9 protein-coding genes are annotated in these 18,344 nt (G+C 47.2%); 7 read left to right on the top strand and 2 right to left on the bottom strand.

Going from position 1 to position 18,344, the window contains the following annotated elements; all coding sequences use genetic code 11:
- Window positions 1-121: 121 nt before the first annotated feature.
- Window positions 122-346, top strand: a complete 225-nt coding sequence (locus IPL32_04030; protein ID MBK8464977.1) for a hypothetical protein — start codon at window positions 122-124, stop codon at window positions 344-346.
- Between the two features lie 425 nt (window positions 347-771).
- Here the strand turns inward: IPL32_04030 and IPL32_04025 are convergent, their stop codons facing one another.
- A complete protein-coding gene (locus IPL32_04025; protein ID MBK8464976.1) occupies window positions 772-1,848 on the bottom strand; it encodes a tyrosine-type recombinase/integrase in 1,077 nt (358 codons plus the stop codon).
- Between the two features lie 254 nt (window positions 1,849-2,102).
- Between IPL32_04025 and IPL32_04020 the strand changes: the two genes are divergently transcribed.
- From IPL32_04020 to IPL32_04000, 5 genes are read left to right on the top strand one after another with little or no spacing between them, the layout of a single operon-like run.
- A complete protein-coding gene (locus tag IPL32_04020; protein ID MBK8464975.1) occupies window positions 2,103-3,695 on the top strand; it encodes an SAM-dependent DNA methyltransferase in 1,593 nt (530 codons plus the stop codon).
- Entirely contained in the window at window positions 3,688-4,860 is a 1,173-nt protein-coding gene (locus IPL32_04015; GenBank protein ID MBK8464974.1) for a restriction endonuclease subunit S, read from the top strand. Before IPL32_04020 ends, IPL32_04015 begins: the two co-directional genes overlap by 8 nt.
- Window positions 4,861-4,862: 2 nt before the next feature.
- Entirely contained in the window at window positions 4,863-5,726 is an 864-nt protein-coding gene (locus IPL32_04010; protein MBK8464973.1) for a hypothetical protein, read from the top strand.
- 9 nt (window positions 5,727-5,735) lie between these two features.
- On the top strand, window positions 5,736-7,427 hold the full coding sequence (locus IPL32_04005; protein MBK8464972.1) for an ATP-dependent helicase: 1,692 nt from the start codon (window positions 5,736-5,738) through the stop codon (window positions 7,425-7,427).
- A gap of 18 nt (window positions 7,428-7,445) precedes the next feature.
- A complete protein-coding gene (locus tag IPL32_04000) occupies window positions 7,446-10,664 on the top strand; it encodes a type I restriction endonuclease subunit R (protein ID MBK8464971.1) in 3,219 nt (1,072 codons plus the stop codon).
- A 201-nt stretch (window positions 10,665-10,865) separates the two neighbouring features.
- Here the strand turns inward: IPL32_04000 and IPL32_03995 are convergent, their stop codons facing one another.
- Window positions 10,866-11,594 carry a hypothetical protein gene (locus IPL32_03995; GenBank protein ID MBK8464970.1) on the bottom strand — a complete coding sequence of 243 codons (729 nt, stop codon included), beginning with the start codon at window positions 11,592-11,594 and terminating at the stop codon, window positions 10,866-10,868.
- Window positions 11,595-11,840: 246 nt separating this feature from the next.
- Here IPL32_03995 and IPL32_03990 point away from each other — a divergent pair, with 246 nt between their 5' ends.
- The gene (locus IPL32_03990) at window positions 11,841-18,338 is read left to right on the top strand and encodes a hypothetical protein (protein MBK8464969.1); all 6,498 of its coding nucleotides are present in this window, start codon (window positions 11,841-11,843) and stop codon (window positions 18,336-18,338) included.
- Window positions 18,339-18,344 lie beyond the last annotated feature (6 nt).

The raw sequence follows: 18,344 nt of genomic DNA, 5'->3' as shown, positions 1-18,344 counted from the left end.
CAACCAAAATATGGGCAAATACGTCAAATACTAGGTTGTGGCATTGGGATTGCTTTGAATGAAAGTGGTTCCGACTTTCCCTCTCTTCCGAACGTTAGAAACACGAAAGAGGCGAAAAAAAATGAGAGTTTTACAAAAAATATTATTTAGCTTTGTGATGGTCCTTGGCCTGTCCATAGCTGTTTACGCACAGAAGGATGAGCAGAAGAAACCACCGCCCAAGCAAGCACCGCCGGTGATTACACCTGCACCGACAAAACCACCTCCGAAAAAAGACGATAAATCAAAGAGATCGTCGGTGGACATCATCATTACATCCAAAGAGTCATTGAACGTTCTCGCGTAACCCAAAACCAGGACATCCAATATACAAACAGGGCAAGGTCATTTCTGGCCTTGCCCCGATTTTAGCTTTAAAGCTTGTATCTACTACTGGTGCCGTCTACAAGATTTGAACTTGTGGCCTATCGCGTGTGAAGCGTGATGGGTTGGTTTTGTTGTGGTGCGTTTTGGTGTTTATTAGAGGTTTTTCATGGCGTTTTTAAGATTTGGCGGTGAGTTAGGTGTTGTTGGGTTGCGTTCAGTTGTTCTCGTTTCGGTTTCGGGGGGGCAAACATGGGGGCAGGCTTTCTGTCGGCGCGTCGCCCAGACCTAGTGTGAATATGAGGGATTTGTTGGCGGTTATTGATTACTAAAATAAGAATCTATCACCGGCGGGCCGTGGCAGTTGATGCATACCAAAGTCGCTAATTATAGTCTGGTATTTAATATTTACGCTGCTGCTCGGTCAAGTTTTAAAGCGATTTCCATAATACTTTGCTCGGTTTGGTTGACGTAACGCATAAACGTTCGCTGTTGCGTGTGGCCAGAAATTTTCATCACCAGCGGCGGCGAAATTCCCTTTTCAAGCATTCGCGTGATTGCGGTATGACGCAAATCGTGAAAATGTAGGTCGGTAATTTCAGCATCGGAGCAGGCTCCCGCAAATGCTTTCTTAAAATCACCGGATTGGAATACTCTGGAATTGGGTCGCAGTTGATGTTGCCGGAGTTGTGCCAGCGTTTCTTTGAGCCTTTGGCTGATAGGCACGAGCCGTGTCTTGAGCGTCTTTGTATTGGATGCGGCGATACGAATCAAGCGGCCGGTCAAATCGATGTTTGACCATAGTAATGATTGAATCTCACCGCGTCGCATGGCTGTCTCGATAGCGAGTATGATGATTGGCTTTAAATGCTGCCGCCATTTATCGCAGGCAGCGAGCATCTTAGTTTCCTCGTCTGCCGTGAGAATGCGTGTTCGCTCGACTTCGAAACTTTCGACGATCAGCGAGCCCCCCTTTTCAAAAGGATTGACGGAGAGCCAACTTTGTTCGACGGCGATGTTAAAAAGGCGCCGCACCCGTTTCAAATGATGATTCGTATCAGACACGCTACGCGCGCCGCTTTTTGTCGGCAGGTTTTCGATGCGGCGTTTGTATTCGCGAACGTCGGCGTAGGTGATCGCGTCGATCGGTGTGTCGGCAAAATGTTCGAGTGCCCTGTCGAGATAGCGTTCAACCGTCGCCGTGTCCTGTCGAAAACCGCTTACCAGTTTGCCGCCGACAAACTTTGCGGCGTGAACATATTGCTTTCTGAAAAAGGCGTCCAGTTCGCGGTAGGTTTTCCGCTCGCGGGCATCGTCGGCAACTTCGGCCTTTAGATTTTTTATTTCGGCTTTTGCCTTTGCGTGACTGATACAGGTTCGCTTTTTCTCACGTTGCGTGCCGCTTTTGTCCGTGTAACGCAGTCGGGCAAACCATCTCGACCCATCCTTTGTTTTGTAAATAGAACCTTCGAAAGATCGTTTCATTTTCCACCTAAATCTAAATCTTGTTAATCGCCTCGACTTTCGGAAAAATAACTTAGGTTAACTTTACACGACGATGGTGATAACAGAAAAGTCACTATTCAGAGAATGCCTCGTCACTACAGATTGAACCTGTGACAATCGTACGGCAGTCGTGCCAAGATCGGTTGACACCTGCACTACTTAAAGTAAACTTAATTTTACCGAAATCTAATCGTGATGTTAATCGGGGATTTACCGATTGAGGGCGACTCATAGTGCCAAAAACAAAAAAGCTCGAAAAAGACGAACCGTTAGAGAAGAAGCTTTGGAAAGCTGCGGATAAGCTGCGTAAGAATATGGACGCGGCGGAGTACAAGCATATTGTGCTTGGGCTTATCTTTCTCAAATACATCTCGGATGCGTTCGAGGAGCTTTACGAAAAGCTTTCCTCGCCTGAGATGAAGGCCGAAGGTGCTGATCCTGAGGATAAAACCGAATATTCGGCAGAAAAGGTTTTCTATGTTCCGCCATCCGCGAGGTGGAAATGGATCCAAGGCCGCGCAACATTGCCGACGATCGGGAAAGATGTTGACGATGCGATGGAGGCGATCGAGAAAGATAATCCTTCGTCGCTTCGCGGAGTTCTGCCGAAAGTCTTCGCTCAGGAAAAATTGGACAAAGCGAGTCTTGGCGGATTGATCAATCTGATCAGTTCTGCGGTTCTCGGTACAAAAGAAGCTCAGAGCAAAGATATTCTTGGCCGTGTGTTCGAATATTTTCTTGGCGAATTTGCTTTAGCCGAAGGAAAGAAAGGCGGGCAGTTCTACACACCGGGAAGCGTTGTCCGGCTGCTAGTCGAAATGCTCGAACCTTACGAAGGCCGTGTCTTTGATCCTTGTTGTGGTTCAGGCGGGATGTTCGTTCAGTCTGAAAAGTTTGTTGATTCGCACCAAGACAGATACAAGAACGGCCACGGACTAAAGTTCAATCCTAAAGATCGCATTTCGCTTTACGGACAGGAGAGCAATCAGACGACGTGGCGGCTGGCGAAGATGAATCTTGCTATTCGCGGCATTGACAGCTCAAACGTCAAATGGAATAACGAAGGCTCGTTTCTCAATGACGCTCACAAGGACCTGAAAGCCGATTTCGTCATCGCCAATCCGCCGTTTAACGACAGCGACTGGAGCGGCGAGCTTTTGCGTGATGATGCTCGTTGGAAAGTTCTCGGCAAAAACCTGCCGCCGCCGGTAAATGGTGCCAATTACGCGTGGATACAGCATTTCCTTTTCCATCTCGCCCCAAACGGTTTGGCCGGATTTGTTCTTGCCAAAGGTTCGCTTACATCCAAAACGAATAACGAAGGCGAGATCCGAAAAGCTCTCATCGAAAACGATCTGGTCGATTGCATCGTCAATCTGCCGACCAAATTGTTTCTAAACACACAGATCCCAGCGTGTCTCTGGTTCCTGCGAAGAAATAAGCAGCACCGCAAAGGCCAGATACTCTTCATCGACGCTCGCAATCACGGCTTTCTAATAAATCGAAAAAACCGCGACCTCGCCGAAGAAGATATCAAGCAGATCGCCGGCACATATCACAACTGGCGAACCGGAGAAGCCGAGTACGAAGACATTCCCGCATTCTGCAAAAGCGAATCAATTACCGAGGTCGAAAGATTAGGTTTCGTCCTAACTCCCGGCCGCTACGTCGGCCTCGCCGATGACGAAGATGATTTCAATTTCCCCGAACGCTTTACTTCTCTAAAAGCCGAACTCGAAAACCAGATGGCCGAAGAAGAAGAATTAAACAATCGGATCAAAGCGAACCTTTCCAATATCAAATTGGAGGTTGCGGCGAATGGGTGAGTGGACAGAGATAGAGTTCGGGAGAATTCCGGCTCGCTGGGAGATTAAGCGAATCAGTGATTTAAAGTCCCTGGAAAAAAGCGCAATCGCTATGGGACCATTCGGTTCAAACATCAAGGCCGAGAACTTTGTTTCGGATGGTGTTCCCGTCATCCGCGGTACGAACCTAAACTTTGACAAGTATGTTGGCGGTGATTTCGTCTTCCTAAACGAAGAAAAGGCTGATGAACTTAAAGGAAGCAATTGCAAAGCGGGAGATTTGGTGTTCACTCACCGTGGAACAATTGGACAGGTTGGGCTTATCCCTAAGGACCGGTATTCCAGGTATGTGATTTCTCAATCTGGAATGAAATTCACTGGGGATGAATCGCTGGTTGACAGCGAATATCTTTTTTATTTTTTTAAGTCGAAATACGGACAGCATCAGCTACTAAAAAACGAATCGCAGGTCGGCGTGCCGTCTATAAGCAATCCGCTTTCTTCGCTTAAAGAAATTGAGGTTCCGACGCCACCTCTTCCCGAGCAAAAAGCCATCGCGGAAGTTCTTAGCAGTTTGGACGATAAAATAGATCTGCTTCACCGCCAAAACAAAACCCTCGAATCTCTCGCCGAAACCCTTTTCCGTCAATGGTTCATCGAGGAAGCCGACGGACAAGTGGGGAAGCTCGGCGATCTTGTTGAACTTCATTACGGGAAAGGTCTGAAAGAAGAAAAAAGAACGGGACAAGGATTTCCCGTCATCGGCTCAAGCGGAATCGTTGGTTACCATTCGGAATACATTGTCGAAGGTCCAGGAATCGTTATCGGACGAAAAGGAACTCTCGGAAAGGTAGTTTACGTTTACGATAACTTTTTCCCAATCGACACGACGTATTTCGTGAAGCCAAAAGACGGTACGGAGAGCATGTTTTACGAATACTTTCTTCTTCAAACACTTAACTTTGAGGAAATGAACTCCGATTCCGCCGTTCCGGGTCTTAATCGTGACATCGCTCTTGCGACCGAAGTTAGAATTCCGTCGCGTGATCGTCGAAAGGATTTCAACAATCAGTGCGATCAGCTTTTCCAAAAGAAAAGGCAAAATACTGAGCAGATCCAATCTCTTGAAAAACTCCGGGATTCACTTTTGCCGAAACTCATGAGCGGCGAGATTTCCGTTAAGTAGGTATGGCGGAACTAAAACCATTAGAAACAACTCTGCTAGAAACTCTATTGGAAATGAACGGCGGTCATGTCCTTAACTTTAGTCACGAATCGTTTAGGCAGTTTATCCGGGATTCTATTCAACTGGATATTCAGAACTCTAAGATCGACTTTGTTAATCTCTCGAAGGCTCGGAGCTTAAGAAAACTCTGGATTCACGTCCCAGATCGCTGGGTCGGTAAACTAATTGAAGATATTATCGAAGCTCTGATGGATAAATATTCTGGAATCACACGGTCCGAACCCGCTGACGAGGAATTGGTTACGAGGAGTCTTCAAATTGCCTACAGGCTTCAAGGAAAAGAAATCTCTGCGTCGGAAGCCACAAGCCAGGTCGATGACTTCATGAACCATGAATTCGATGAAATCGACATTGGCACCTTAAGTCACGATGGAGACTTGACGGCCATTCTTAAAAGTAGAATCCAGGAGGTCAAGAAGTGTCTCCATGCAGAGGCTTCGCTGTCGGTAATTTTTATGTGCGGGAGCATCTTGGAAGGACTGTTACTCTCTCTTGCTCAAGCGAAGCCAAAAGAATTCAACTTGGCTAAAGCGAGTCCGAAAGAATTAAGTTCTGGAAAGGCAAAACCCTTCGGTGAGTGGTCGTTGTTAAACTTCATTGATGTTGCACATGAGTTGGGCATTTTGGGACTTGATGTTAAAAAGCACAGTCATTCATTACGAGACTTCAGAAATTACATTCATCCTTTCCAACAGATGACATCGGGCTTTTGCCCGGATCTGCATACAGCGCGCATTTGCTGGCAGGTTCTAAAGGCAGCCCTTCATGATATTCACGAAAACATGAAAGGACGAGGCATCGCGTAGTCACCCGATATGAAAAAAGACGAGCTTATTGCGATTCAGAAACAGGAGCGTATTGATTGCGGCCTAGCGATTGTAAACTCGACTGCGCAAAAGAAAATAATTGTCGCGGGTGCTGGAACCGGCAAAACGTATACATTTGGAGAAGTTCTGAAGGCGAACGGAACCAACAACAATTTGGCCATGACTTTTATTAACATGCTTGCAAAGGACATGGAAAAATCATTCGGCAATATTGCTGAAGTGAAGACATTTCACGCTTATTGCAAGCGGATACTTCATGCTCAAAACGGACAGGTCAACTTGATTCCCTACCTCACAAAGATAATTGAGGAGGACGCAAACGCGCTCGGATTGCCTCTATCGGATTTCAACGAAAAATTCCAGCTTCTTGATGAAAGCAGTGCGGAGATTGAATTTTATCTGAAGCGAGGCGATTACTACGATGCGGTTTCCTTTGACGATTCGGTCTATCGTCTTTTCAAATTGCTGCAAAATAAGCCGGACGTGTTGCCAAAATTTGAACAGATAGTAATTGATGAGTTTCAAGACTTTAACCCGCTCGAAGTTGCGTTTATCAAGGAATTGGAACAGAAGGGAAATATCTTGATTGTCGGCGATGACGATCAGGCCGTTTACGACCGCAGAAACGCGTCGCCAGTTCACTTGCGGGAGCTTTGCGATTCCGGTAAGTACGAGGTTTTCGAGCTTCCATACTGTAGTCGATGTACTCAAGTAGTTGTCGATGCGACAAACGCCATTATTGAAAGAGCCGAGAAGGACGGCCACCTTGTTGGTCGGAGAACGAAGCGATATGAGTGCTACATCCCAACGAAAGACGCTGATAGTACAAAGTATCCGAAAATCATTGCGGCAAAAACCAAAGTCGGAAAGGGAGTAGCTAAATATGTTGATTCCGTAATTGGGTCGGTTAGTCCTGAAGAGATTGCTGAATCGTGGGTCGAAGGAGAGGAGTATCCAACGATCTTAATTGTGGGATCAAAACAATATCTCAACTTGGTTTACAAGGAGCTGTCGGGAAAATACCCACAGATGGCTATAAGGACTAGTCAAGATATCGGCTACTCAACTATTGACGGATACGATCTACTTTTGAACGATGCCGCGTCAAACCTTGGTTGGAGAATATTGGCCGCCCTGCTCATTGATGCCAAGACTCTTCGGGTTGTGATTGAAAAGAGCCAGGATGGCACACTGATTCGTGATCTGCTTGAGAAGGACTTCGTACAGAAACAGGAAAGAGTTTTGGAATTTATCCGAACCCTCGCGGAAAGTCCTGAAGTTGACAATGCTGTCGAAGCGGAAATTAGACTCATTTTAGATGAACAATATGACGGTATTCTGGAAAACTATATACCCGATATTGAAGAGGAAGTTGTCGAACCGGATAAGACTCAGCCCTCGATATTGTTAACCTCTTTCGTCGGTTGTAAGGGCTTATCGGCAGGTAAGGTAGTTATTGTCGGAGCGAATAATGGTTCATTCCCAAGGGACCCGAATAATATTAAAGATGTCGAAATTGCCCAACTCGTGGTTGCTCTAACAAGGACACGAAAAGAATGCCATATCATAACGAATGAGTGGCTGATCGCACCGAAGATTAAGGACGTTTGGCAACCGAGATACAGTCAGTCCATTTTCTTTAGTTGGATTCCCAAAGACTTTTTCACATTTGTCGGCTAGGATTCGTATCGACCAGACATGAAACCGATCACCGAAAATCATATTGAGCAATATGCCATCGAGGAACTTGAGGGGCTTGGTTACAGTTATGTTTACGGTGGTGATATTGCTCCAGGTGGAGATGCGGGGGAGCGTGAGAGTTATGAGCAGATCGTCTTAACAGATCGTTTGCGGCGACAAGTTGCGGTTATCAATCCTGACATACCAGAAAATGCAAGAGAACAGGCGATCCAAAAGGTTCTGCGGATATTCTCGCCGGACCTTTTGGCCAATAACGAGACATTTCACGAGTTCCTGATCGAGAAAGTCAGAATCCCGTATCAAAAAGACGGTTTCGAACGCAGCCACGAGGTTGCTCTGATCGATTTTGAGAATCCGGCAAACAACGAATTCCTCGTCGTTAACCAATTCACGATCTTCGAAAACAATCAAAACAAACGGCCCGATGTTCTTTTGTTCGTAAACGGCATTCCTTTGGTCGTGATCGAACTCAAAAACCCAACAGACGAAAACGCCACGATCCTTTCGGCATTCAAGCAGATCGAAACCTACAAAGAGATAATCCCGTCCTTATTCACCTACAACGCTATCTGCGTAATCTCCGACGGCCACGACGCCAAAGCAGGTAGCTTATCAGCGGGCCTTTCACGGTTTATGTCGTGGAAGTCCTCAGACGGTGAAAAGGATGCTTCAAGGTTCACACCACAGCTTGAAACTCTTATTAAGGGAATGCTGAACAAGGAGACGCTTCTCGATCTCGTAAGGAATTTTATCGTTTTTGAGAAAACCAAAAAGGAAGATGCGAAAACCGGGATCACACAGATCGAAACAGTTAAGAAGCTGGCGGCTTATCACCAATACTACGCAGTCAATAAGGCGATCTCGAGCACACTAGAAGCAGCTTCAGAAGACGGCGACAGGAAAGGCGGCGTTGTATGGCATACGCAAGGCTCGGGCAAATCACTTTCAATGGTTTTCTACACAGGAAAGCTGGTCTTGCGGCTTAATAATCCAACCGTAGTCGTTATCACCGATAGAAACGATCTCGATGAACAGCTCTTTGGAACATTTGCCGGCGCCAAGCAGCTACTACGACAGGAGCCGGTTCAAGCTACGAGCCGTGAACATCTCAAAGAACTGCTGACAGTCGCAAGCGGTGGTATCGTGTTCACGACAATACAAAAATTCCTTCCCAGCGACGGCGGAAATGTTTACGACGAGCTTTCCGATAGAAAGAATATTGTCGTAATAGCCGACGAAGCCCATCGAACACAGTATGGATTTGAGGCTGAGGTGCGAGATGTTGTGGATTCCAAAAGCAAAGAAGTTTTGGGCCAGCGCATTGCTTACGGGTTTGCTAAATATCTTCGCGATGCTTTGCCCCACGCAACATATATTGGCTTTACCGGAACGCCTATCGAAAAGGAGGATGTAAACACTCCACAGGTATTTGGCGACTACGTTGATAAGTACGACATTCAGAATGCAGTCGATGACGGAGCGACGGTCAAGATCTATTACGAGAGTCGTTTGGCAAAGGTCAATCTAACCGACGAAGGCCGACAGATGCTCAAACAGCTCGACAAAGAGTTGGACGATAACGCGGCAGTCACTGACAAACAAAAGGCAAAAGCCAAATGGACTCAGGTCGAAGCGGTCGTTGGCAACAGCCAGCGCTTAAAGAATCTAGCGAATGACATCGTTAAGCATTTCGAGGCGAGGCAAGGAGTTTTTGAAGGCAAGGCAATGGTAGTCGCCATGAGCCGAAGAATTGCGGTCGAACTTTACGGCCACATCGTAGCACTTCGGCCTAACTGGCACGACAAAGACAAAGCAAAAGGCAAGATCAAAGTGATCATGACCGCCACAAGTGCCGATGGGCCGGAACTTGCACGGCATCATACAAACAAACAAGACAGAAGAAGCCTTGCCGAGCGATTTAAGGACGAAACAGACCCGCTTGCAATCGTGATCGTTATCGATATGTGGCTAACGGGCTTTGACGCACCGTGTTTACATACGCTTTACGTCGATAAGCTGATGCGAGGCCATACGCTTATGCAGGCGATCGCTCGCGTCAATCGGGTATTCAAGGACAAGCCCGGCGGTTTGGTCGTTGATTATCTTGGGCTCGCCGGTGATTTAAAGAAGGCCCTTTCGTTCTATGGAAACGCCGGAGGTAAAGGTGATCCAACCGAGGACATCGAAGGTGCTGTCCACGTGATGATGGAAAAGGTCGAGGTCGTCGAGCAGATGTTCTCCGCATCGAGCCGATCACGAGACGACATCATTCAGGAATCAGCGGACGCATACGACGAAAACGGGTTCGATTTCCAGCGCTTCTTTGACGCCGACCCTCGAACAAAGATGGAAGTGATTCTTCAAGCCGAAGAACATCTGTTGGGAATTGATGACGGGAAGAACCGCTTTATTCGCGAAGTTGCTCTGCTCGGTCAGGCATTTGCTCTGACAATGCCACATCCGAAAGCTGTCGAGGTTACTGAAAAGGTGGCATTCTTTCAGGCTGTAAAGGCAAGGCTTGCAAAATTTGATGGCGGAACCGGTGGCGGTAAAACCGATGGCGAAATTGAAACTGCGATACGCCGAATCGTTGACGCCGCAGTCAAGTCCGACAAAGTCGTCGATATCTTCGATGCCGTCGGAATGGACAAACCAAACATCTCGATCCTATCCGAAGAATTCCTTTTAGAAGTAAAAGGAATGAAGCACAAAAATCTCGGGATCGAACTTTTGAAAAAGATCCTGAATGATGAGATCAGTGTTCGCATGAAGAAGAATCTGGTTAAGAGCAAAGCAATGCTCGAACTGCTTGAGACCGCCATAAAGAAATATCAAAACAATTTGCTCTCGACCGCACAGATAATTGAGGAACTTCTCAAGATCGCTCGCGAGATTCGCGAATCAGACCTGCAAGGCGAACGGCTCGGCCTTTCAGACGATGAGGTCGCCTTTTATAATGCCTTGGAAGTAAACGAAAGCGCCGTTCAGGTTCTCGGCGATGACACCTTGCGAGACATCGCACGAGAAATAGCCGACAAGGTAAAAGCGAACGCAACAATCGACTGGACGATCCGACAAAGCGCACGCGACAAAATAATGGTTCTAGTTCGTCGAACACTAGCAAAGCACGGATATCCCCCCGACAAACAGCAAAAGGCAGTCGATACCATTTTGAAACAGGCCGAATTACTAGCGGACAATACGGTAGCCGCATAGGTTATCAATCTAAGTCTAAAATGGTCAGCGGCGTCAAAAAACCTCTGGCCCGCCGCCGCGACGTGAGAACCACGACCCGCGAAAGAAGGACCGTATCGACACAGTCCCCGAACTTTTTCTGTTTTGTTAAGCCAGGTTTTTGAATATTTCTGCAAAAGTGGTGAAATGCATCCAGTGGTAAGTAACATTAATCTAGGCCTGTCACGCTAAGCCGGCTTGTGCGTAAAACCCATCCCACTTTCTTGCTCCCACTTGCGGAGTTGCTACAAAACTATATGGAGCTTCATACAAGTATTTCATACCATCTAAATTCATAACTTCTAAAAGAGATGAAGCAGTTCCGTCACTTTTTCCAAATTTAGATAAAAAACAATCAGCTCCTAAATATAAGGCCCAATGTTGTATTGAGTTCGGTAGGTCCTTGGTTTTTGCCAGAACAATAATGTCTCCTATGCTTGCCTCCCTGGATTCATAATTAAACTCAGGGTTACTTGGGGAAACTTTCACATCACTCAAAAGGCTAACAAATGCGTAGCAGTCAAAACCTTGGAAAGCCCGGGTAAAATGCTGGATATCGAACTTGAGGTATTCAAGCAACTTTCTCTTGTGATCAGCGCTTAGTGAAATTTCCGTCTCATGGCCATTCTCGACCTTCGTGACAATGACCTCTTCAAGATTATCGACATACTCAAGGGTCATTTTATTGTTGCCGTCATCCTTTATATATATTTCTTTGAGCGACGCGTGTTCTTGAAAATAGTTAAATGGACACCAGATGAAGTTTCCATAATCATCCTTTGGTACAAAGACAACAGTCTCCACTCTAGGCCGTACCCTGCCTTCAATCTTTACACCTCCAATATGACTTACAGGATTAATCTGTAACACCAACTGGGTTGTATTGGAAAATTTAGTGGCAGCTGGGTTCATACCTTGCTAGTCGGTTAATCATAATTGAGTTTCCCAAATTCGTCAAAAAACTACAGTTTTATGACAGTTTGTCGAGTTAATTCTTTGTTAAATTCGATCAAAAGTTAAAGGTGAGCTTGACTCCGAATCGCATAGGGGAGTACTTTTGTTTTATTCGTTTTTCGATCGATTTGTTTCTTTCATATTCATAAATCGCGGGTATTCCGATTCGGCCTTATACAATCCCTTCGATCGAGGAGACGAAAAATGCCGAACCCTATTCTTGCTCTCAAAAGCACCATCAATATATCTGCGCTAACACGACTGATTAAACTCATTGTTGAAAAGAAAGGGGTTGTGCGGATTGCGAGTCTTTTCCTAATCTATTCGCTCTTGCTGTCGGGCCTTTTCATCGCGCCTGTCCAAGTGGCCAAATCGAGCAGTCGTCCTCCTGTTCAAGCTCCTTTCAACCTTCCACCAGAACCATTTAACGTTAATTCTCCGTCTTCCCGCATGGTGCCGACAGTTTTGGCTACCGAGATTCTCTCGTCATTTACAAATTTGTTTTCAAAATCCGGTGTTCGCGAAGATTTTGCACTTCCTAAACCGCCGTCTTTGATCGAAAAGCTGTCGTCCACTACATCTTCGTTGTTTGCTTTTATTGCTCCAAGATCGAAGCCTGCCATTGCCGCTAGACCTGAAAGTGCATTGAGCGTCTCGATGGCTAACACGACTGCTTATGATTTTGATGGTGACGGAAAAAGTGACATTGGAAGGTGGCATCCGGCTAATCACACGTTTGAGATAAAACGGAGCAGTGACGGTGAAACTGTCGCTACGTCAATAGGTTATTCATCCTCCGTTCCGGTTCCGGGCGATTACGATGGAGACGGAACTTGGGATGTTGCGGTATTTACAGCCGGAACGTGGAATATTATCGGAAGCAGTGAAGGCCCGATAACTCTCACTTTAGGAATCACTGGCGACATTCCGGTAAGCGCCGACTATGACGGAGATCGAAAAACCGACCCGGCTGTATACAATCCTTCAAGCGGTTTGTGGCAGATTGAGGCAAGCATAGAACCGATTTCGCCTATTGATTTCGGGGAACCCGGTGACATCCCTATTCCCGGCAATTATAGCGGCGATACTGCGGCAAACCTTGCCTTCTTTCGCCCGTTAACAGGTGACTGGCATTGGCGTACGACGGGCTCTACGAACGTAACCACCGTTCATTGGGGAGCGGCGAGCCATATTCCGCTGCAAGGTGACTTCGATGGAGACATCATAAGCGATCTCGTGGTTTACGCCCCCTCTAACGGGGCATGGCATGTTTTAACGAGTTCAAGCGGCTTTCAAGAAAGTCTCAAATATTTCATTTGGGGCAGTTACAAAGATCAGCCCGCACCCGCTGACTACGACGGTGACGGACGGACCGATTACTGCGTTTGGCGGCCAACGACAGGTGTCTGGCATACGTATTTTCGTCCTCCCGATCAAGGCGACCCGGGTCAAGTCTATGGGTCCGGCAATTACGAATATCAAACATTGGGTGTGCCGGGTGACCGAGCAATTCCCGCCTCCTATGTAAAACAGATCGGCGGAAGTGTAACGGGTTACGAACTGGCGACAGCACGGCTTGCGCCCAAAAACGCGACCGGCGGCACAAATCTGTATTCTCAGAATTTCTCGTGGGGAACATCGCTTGTCAGCTTGCCCGGCAGGTCGGGCCTCAATGCCGGATTTGGCATTGGCTACAACTCTCTTGTGTGGCTAAAGAACGGATCGGCGATGTATTTTGACGCCGATACGAGCAACGTTACGCCTGGATTCCGTTTTGGGTTTCCCGTTATTGAACCTGTTTATTTCGACAGCGCAAAAGGAATTTGGGCTTATATGATGGTCACACCCGACGGTGGACGTAAGGAATTTCGGCAACAGGGTGCGAGCAATTATTTTGAGACTGCAGATTCCAGCTACACTCAGTTGAAAATTCTTGGAACCGAAACTCCGAATTCTCCGGTCGAAGATATAACGATGACCGTAACGACGACCGACGGCACTCAGATGAGTTATGTATGGAGCATGGGTGCGTATAAATGTACGCAAATAAAAGACAGGAATGGTAATTACATTTCGATTGCGTATGACGGCAACGGTTTGATGCAGACCGTAACGGATACATTGGGAAGAGTTATTACAGTCAATTACGATAGCGGACATTATCCCATATCGATTACGCAAACATGGCAAAGTGAAAACGGTGCGGGTACTAACATGTCCGAACCGCACAAATGGGCAAGGTTTGAATATTCGACTAAGACTGTCAACACCGATTTTGGCAACGGTATTAGCTCAGTGTTCGGACCGCCAAACGGAACTGTTATCAAGGTTCTTGAAAAGATAACCTATGCGGACAATAGTGCTACACAGTTTTTATATAACGGCTACCTACAGGTTTGGTCTATAAATAACCTTGCTCCTAATTCCGATGAATTAAGCAACGTATCGATAAACATTGCTACCCCTGATGCAGACCAAGCGGATTGTCCCCGATTTACTCAGACAAGCACCTCAGGCCAGAACGTTGCTACCGTTGTTACTCATAACGATACTTTACAGGATCAACCCTTCAATCTGCCTAATGGTCAAACGCTATACGGAAAGACCAGAATTCAGGTTTGGGCAGCACAGCATCCCAACAATCTGCGGACAAATACCTTTGTCGAGCCGTCGGGATGGGCAGAGGGGTTGCCGCTTGGAACGGAAGATTGTCTAACTACTGATTCAACGTGTGACGGTAACGAACGGGTAAGGTGGAGTTGGACGCATTGGGAACAGGATCAGGTCGGGGCATTCACACCTTATAACTACCCGGTCAATCCGAGAGTTAAAGAGACACAGGTGGGCGATGATGAAAATAATGTAAAACGTACTACAGTTTCTTACCATCAGGCTAATTCATCTTTGTGTACCGCTAACACTGGGGGAATCGAGAATCCAGAAGACCCTCCGTATATAAACGTCGCCTGCTTTGGGCTTGTCAAAGAGGTTAAAATTTTTGATGCGAACCTTACAACGGTCAAAAAGAAATCCGTCACGGATTATAATTTGGGAAACTTTACAGGCACTAGTTATCGATCTCGAAGAATTATCGGTCTGCCGAGCCAAACGATGCTTTTGGATCCAAATAACGATACGGTGTTATCAAAGGTAACATATGCGTATGACGAAACGGGTTTCGTAAACAGCCAGCCGGTCTCGCCGACTCAGCATGATTCAAGTTACGGAACCACATTTACGAAGCGAGGCAATCTAACCTCGACCACTAGATGTGACGCTCTTACTTCAACCCCGACAACCTGTAATGGCGGGGTAACTTCGAGAATAAAATACAACACAGCCGGATCGCCGGTCATGCAGATCGATCCGCGAGGACGCGAGACAGAAATCTCGTACACCGATGATTGGAATGACAATGTAAGCAGAACGACCTATGCCTATCCGACGACTATTACCGATTCAGGCGAGAATAGTTCCCTCATCGAGTATCGCTTTGATTTCGGAGCAAATGTTTGGGCGCAAAGCCCGATTCCCTATGGTGGATCGACAACGAACTCTATCGGCAAGACGACTTCGCGTGTCTACGAAAACACAACAGGCCGCATCGCGAGAGAAACTATCGAGAACAACGGTGCTTACACTCGGTATGTTTACAATGGCAACGGGACTGCGTTGACGACTTATACGACGATTATTGATACTGATGGTACACCAAATCTCATCGATCCGGATGAAGTTCCAACTGAAACCCTTTTTGACGGAGCAGGGCGTGTGAGAAAGACCCGAACCGAGAATCCGGGAAGTGTTGGTGGTTACACTGGCAAACTCGTTGAATACGACACGCTTGGCCGCGTCAAACGCGAAACCGTGCCGACCGAGATAAATTCTTCGTGGCAGCCGACGTACGACGATTACAGAGGAACGGATGTATGGCTTTGGAACTCCAGCGAATACGATTGGAAAGGTCGCGTGACAAGATCCATTCCTTCAGACTCGACGGGCAGCGACGGAAAAGACACGATAATCGCCTACGACGGCTGCGGATGTGCGGGAGGTCTGGTTACGACAATTCAAGGCCCTGTCATGGAAGCAATAAATGCGGTGGGCACACCATCACCGGCACCGACTCCAATCAGCGGGCGTAAGACACAGAAAATACGCGAGGACGTTCTTGGTAGAACGGTTGCAATCGAGACCTGGACGCTTAGCGGCCCGTCGCTTACCAGTACGCTTTATAGTTCGACCACAAATACTTACAACGGTCGCGACCAGATCACAATGGTAGACCAGTACGATCCCGGAACTGCAACGCACCAGTACACGACGACTGAATACGACGGTCATGGACGGCCCGAAATTATTCACAAACCGGAATTCTTCAACGGCACAGCATCGAGTCCGACTTATATCACAAACTCCTACAACGCTGACGACACGATCGCAACGAGAATCGATCCACGCGGTGCGGTGACGACTTACACTTACGGAAATCCGTACGCGACAGAAAAACGTCCGCTCGTGACAAATATCTCATATGCTACTCCGAGTGCTAACCCGACACCGGGTGATCCGAAGCATGTACCGTCCGTTGAGCCTGTTACTTTTGAGTACGATGCTGCCGGAAATCGCAAAACGATGACGGACGGTACAGGCTCGTTAACTTACGAATATGATGAGCTTTCGAGACTAAAGAAGGAAACAAAAGATTTTCTCGATGATCTTCCAGAGGCGCCAAACGGCGGCGTCTATCCTTTAACATATACTTATCATTTGAGCGGAGGACTGAAGTCAATCACCGATCCGTTTAACCGCATGACGACGTATTCTGTCGATGCGGTTGGTAGGATGACCGCTATTGGTGCCGGTGGGTCACTCACGACGAATGAAACGGCGTATATGTCGGGCATCAGCTATCGTGCGTTCGGAGCGGTCAAATCTATGACGATGAGGACGACCAATTTAACAACCATTCAAATGACCTATGACGAAGCTCTCAGGCTAACGGGGTATGATGCAAACAATACGGCAAACGGAACATCACATGTTCAGCATGCAAGCTACAGCTATCACGAAGACGGAATGGTCAGCGCCATAAACAACCATAGAGACGGAACACAGTTCGATCAAACGAACGTGTATGACTTTGCCGGACGCTTGAAGAAGAACAATGTCGGTGCCAGCGGCGACACATTTAATCAGGCGATGAGTTACGATACTTTTAGTAACCTTACTTCGAGAACCAACTACGCCTATTCAAGTTTTCTGGATAGTTTTTCCGCAACGTTTGAAAATAATCGCCAAACATCAGGTCAAAGCACCGATACTTATGACGCCGCGGGAAATGTTGTTCGTAGCTATCAACCAGCAGTGTCCGGCGGCAGGCCTTATTTGGATACAAAGAATTGGAACTTTGACGCGGCGGGGCGTTTGGCTTATTGGGATCAAAACGGCCCGTGGGAGAACGATACTCACTACGAATATCACACCTATGATGGCGACGGGCGAGCTGTAAAGAAGGTCGAGTCGGAAAACGTGCCGTGGTATTACATTCACTCAAGCGTGACCGGTCAGAAGATCACAGATGTCCTCGTGGATGGCAGCGATGGCCTCAGCCGCGTTTATATGGGTAGTACGCTCATACACGATACAACTGCTATCGGAGATAATATTTCGGCGTTAGGATTTAAGGTCACAGACCCGATAAGCGGCAGCACACAGGACATTCTCGTCAGCGGAGCGATCCCCGATCCGACAGAAGCCCCTTACGCTCGCAACGAATTGGCAGGGTTGGGCACGTCTATTCCCATTCCTCCTCCGGGGTCTTCTCTTCTCACCTATTTCCCTCCTTTCAACTATAATATGGGATATGGTATGGGAGGCTTTGCTGGCAACGCACAGAGCGGTTGCGTGGATGATAATAACAACCCTATCCCTTGTTCTCCTGATTCCGATAAAAAAACCGGAGAATATTGCAAATTAGACAATGGTGAACTCGGACAATACGATAAAAACGGAAACTGCAAGTCTGTTAAAACTGTTACGCTAGTGGTGGACGTGGAAGATTCATCCGAGCCCACGATTGAAACGTTTGTAGGAAGGTTGAGCGGTGGCGGTCGTGGCAATGGGGCTGAAGGGTGTCTTTTCTATATAGGCATTGTCAATAGTAAAACAAATCCTCCTACTGCAACCTCAATGACGCCAGATGCTAGGAAATCTGCAAGGGAAGAAATCACGCGAATTTTTGATTCTGGAGGGCATCGCGTGACTTTTGATTTTCAGGACGTGCTGGATGGCCACGTGGACCGCAGTAATAGTTATACAATTACATTGCAAGGCGGCGCGGGCGAAGGGAAATCGTCGCATTCATGGGCCTCGGGGCATCAAGGACGAGGGGTCGGTAACCTCTGGACTGGCTATATGGAATCGCAAGCTAACGATGTCGGTAATGTCGCCACTTCAGCAAACGCCATTGGTATCGCGATGGGTCGAGTGGTTGCACACGAATCTATAATCCATAATTTTTTGAACCGTCCGAATGGGGGACATACCGAGGATGGGGTGACGAGGAGCGCATTTACGAGCAAAGAACTGCTTCTCCCGAACACTTCGCACTTATATGGAATTCCTAGAAAGGAGCTCGAGGAGTTAAATCGGTTATGCCATCCATTGATTAAAAACCGAATGATGCTTGGTGAACATTAGAATTTA

The sequence above is a fragment of the Chloracidobacterium sp. genome (genome assembly GCA_016711345.1).
In the GTDB taxonomy this organism is placed as follows: Bacteria; Acidobacteriota; Blastocatellia; order Pyrinomonadales; family Pyrinomonadaceae; genus OLB17.
This window is presented reverse-complemented; position numbering and strand designations above follow the sequence as displayed.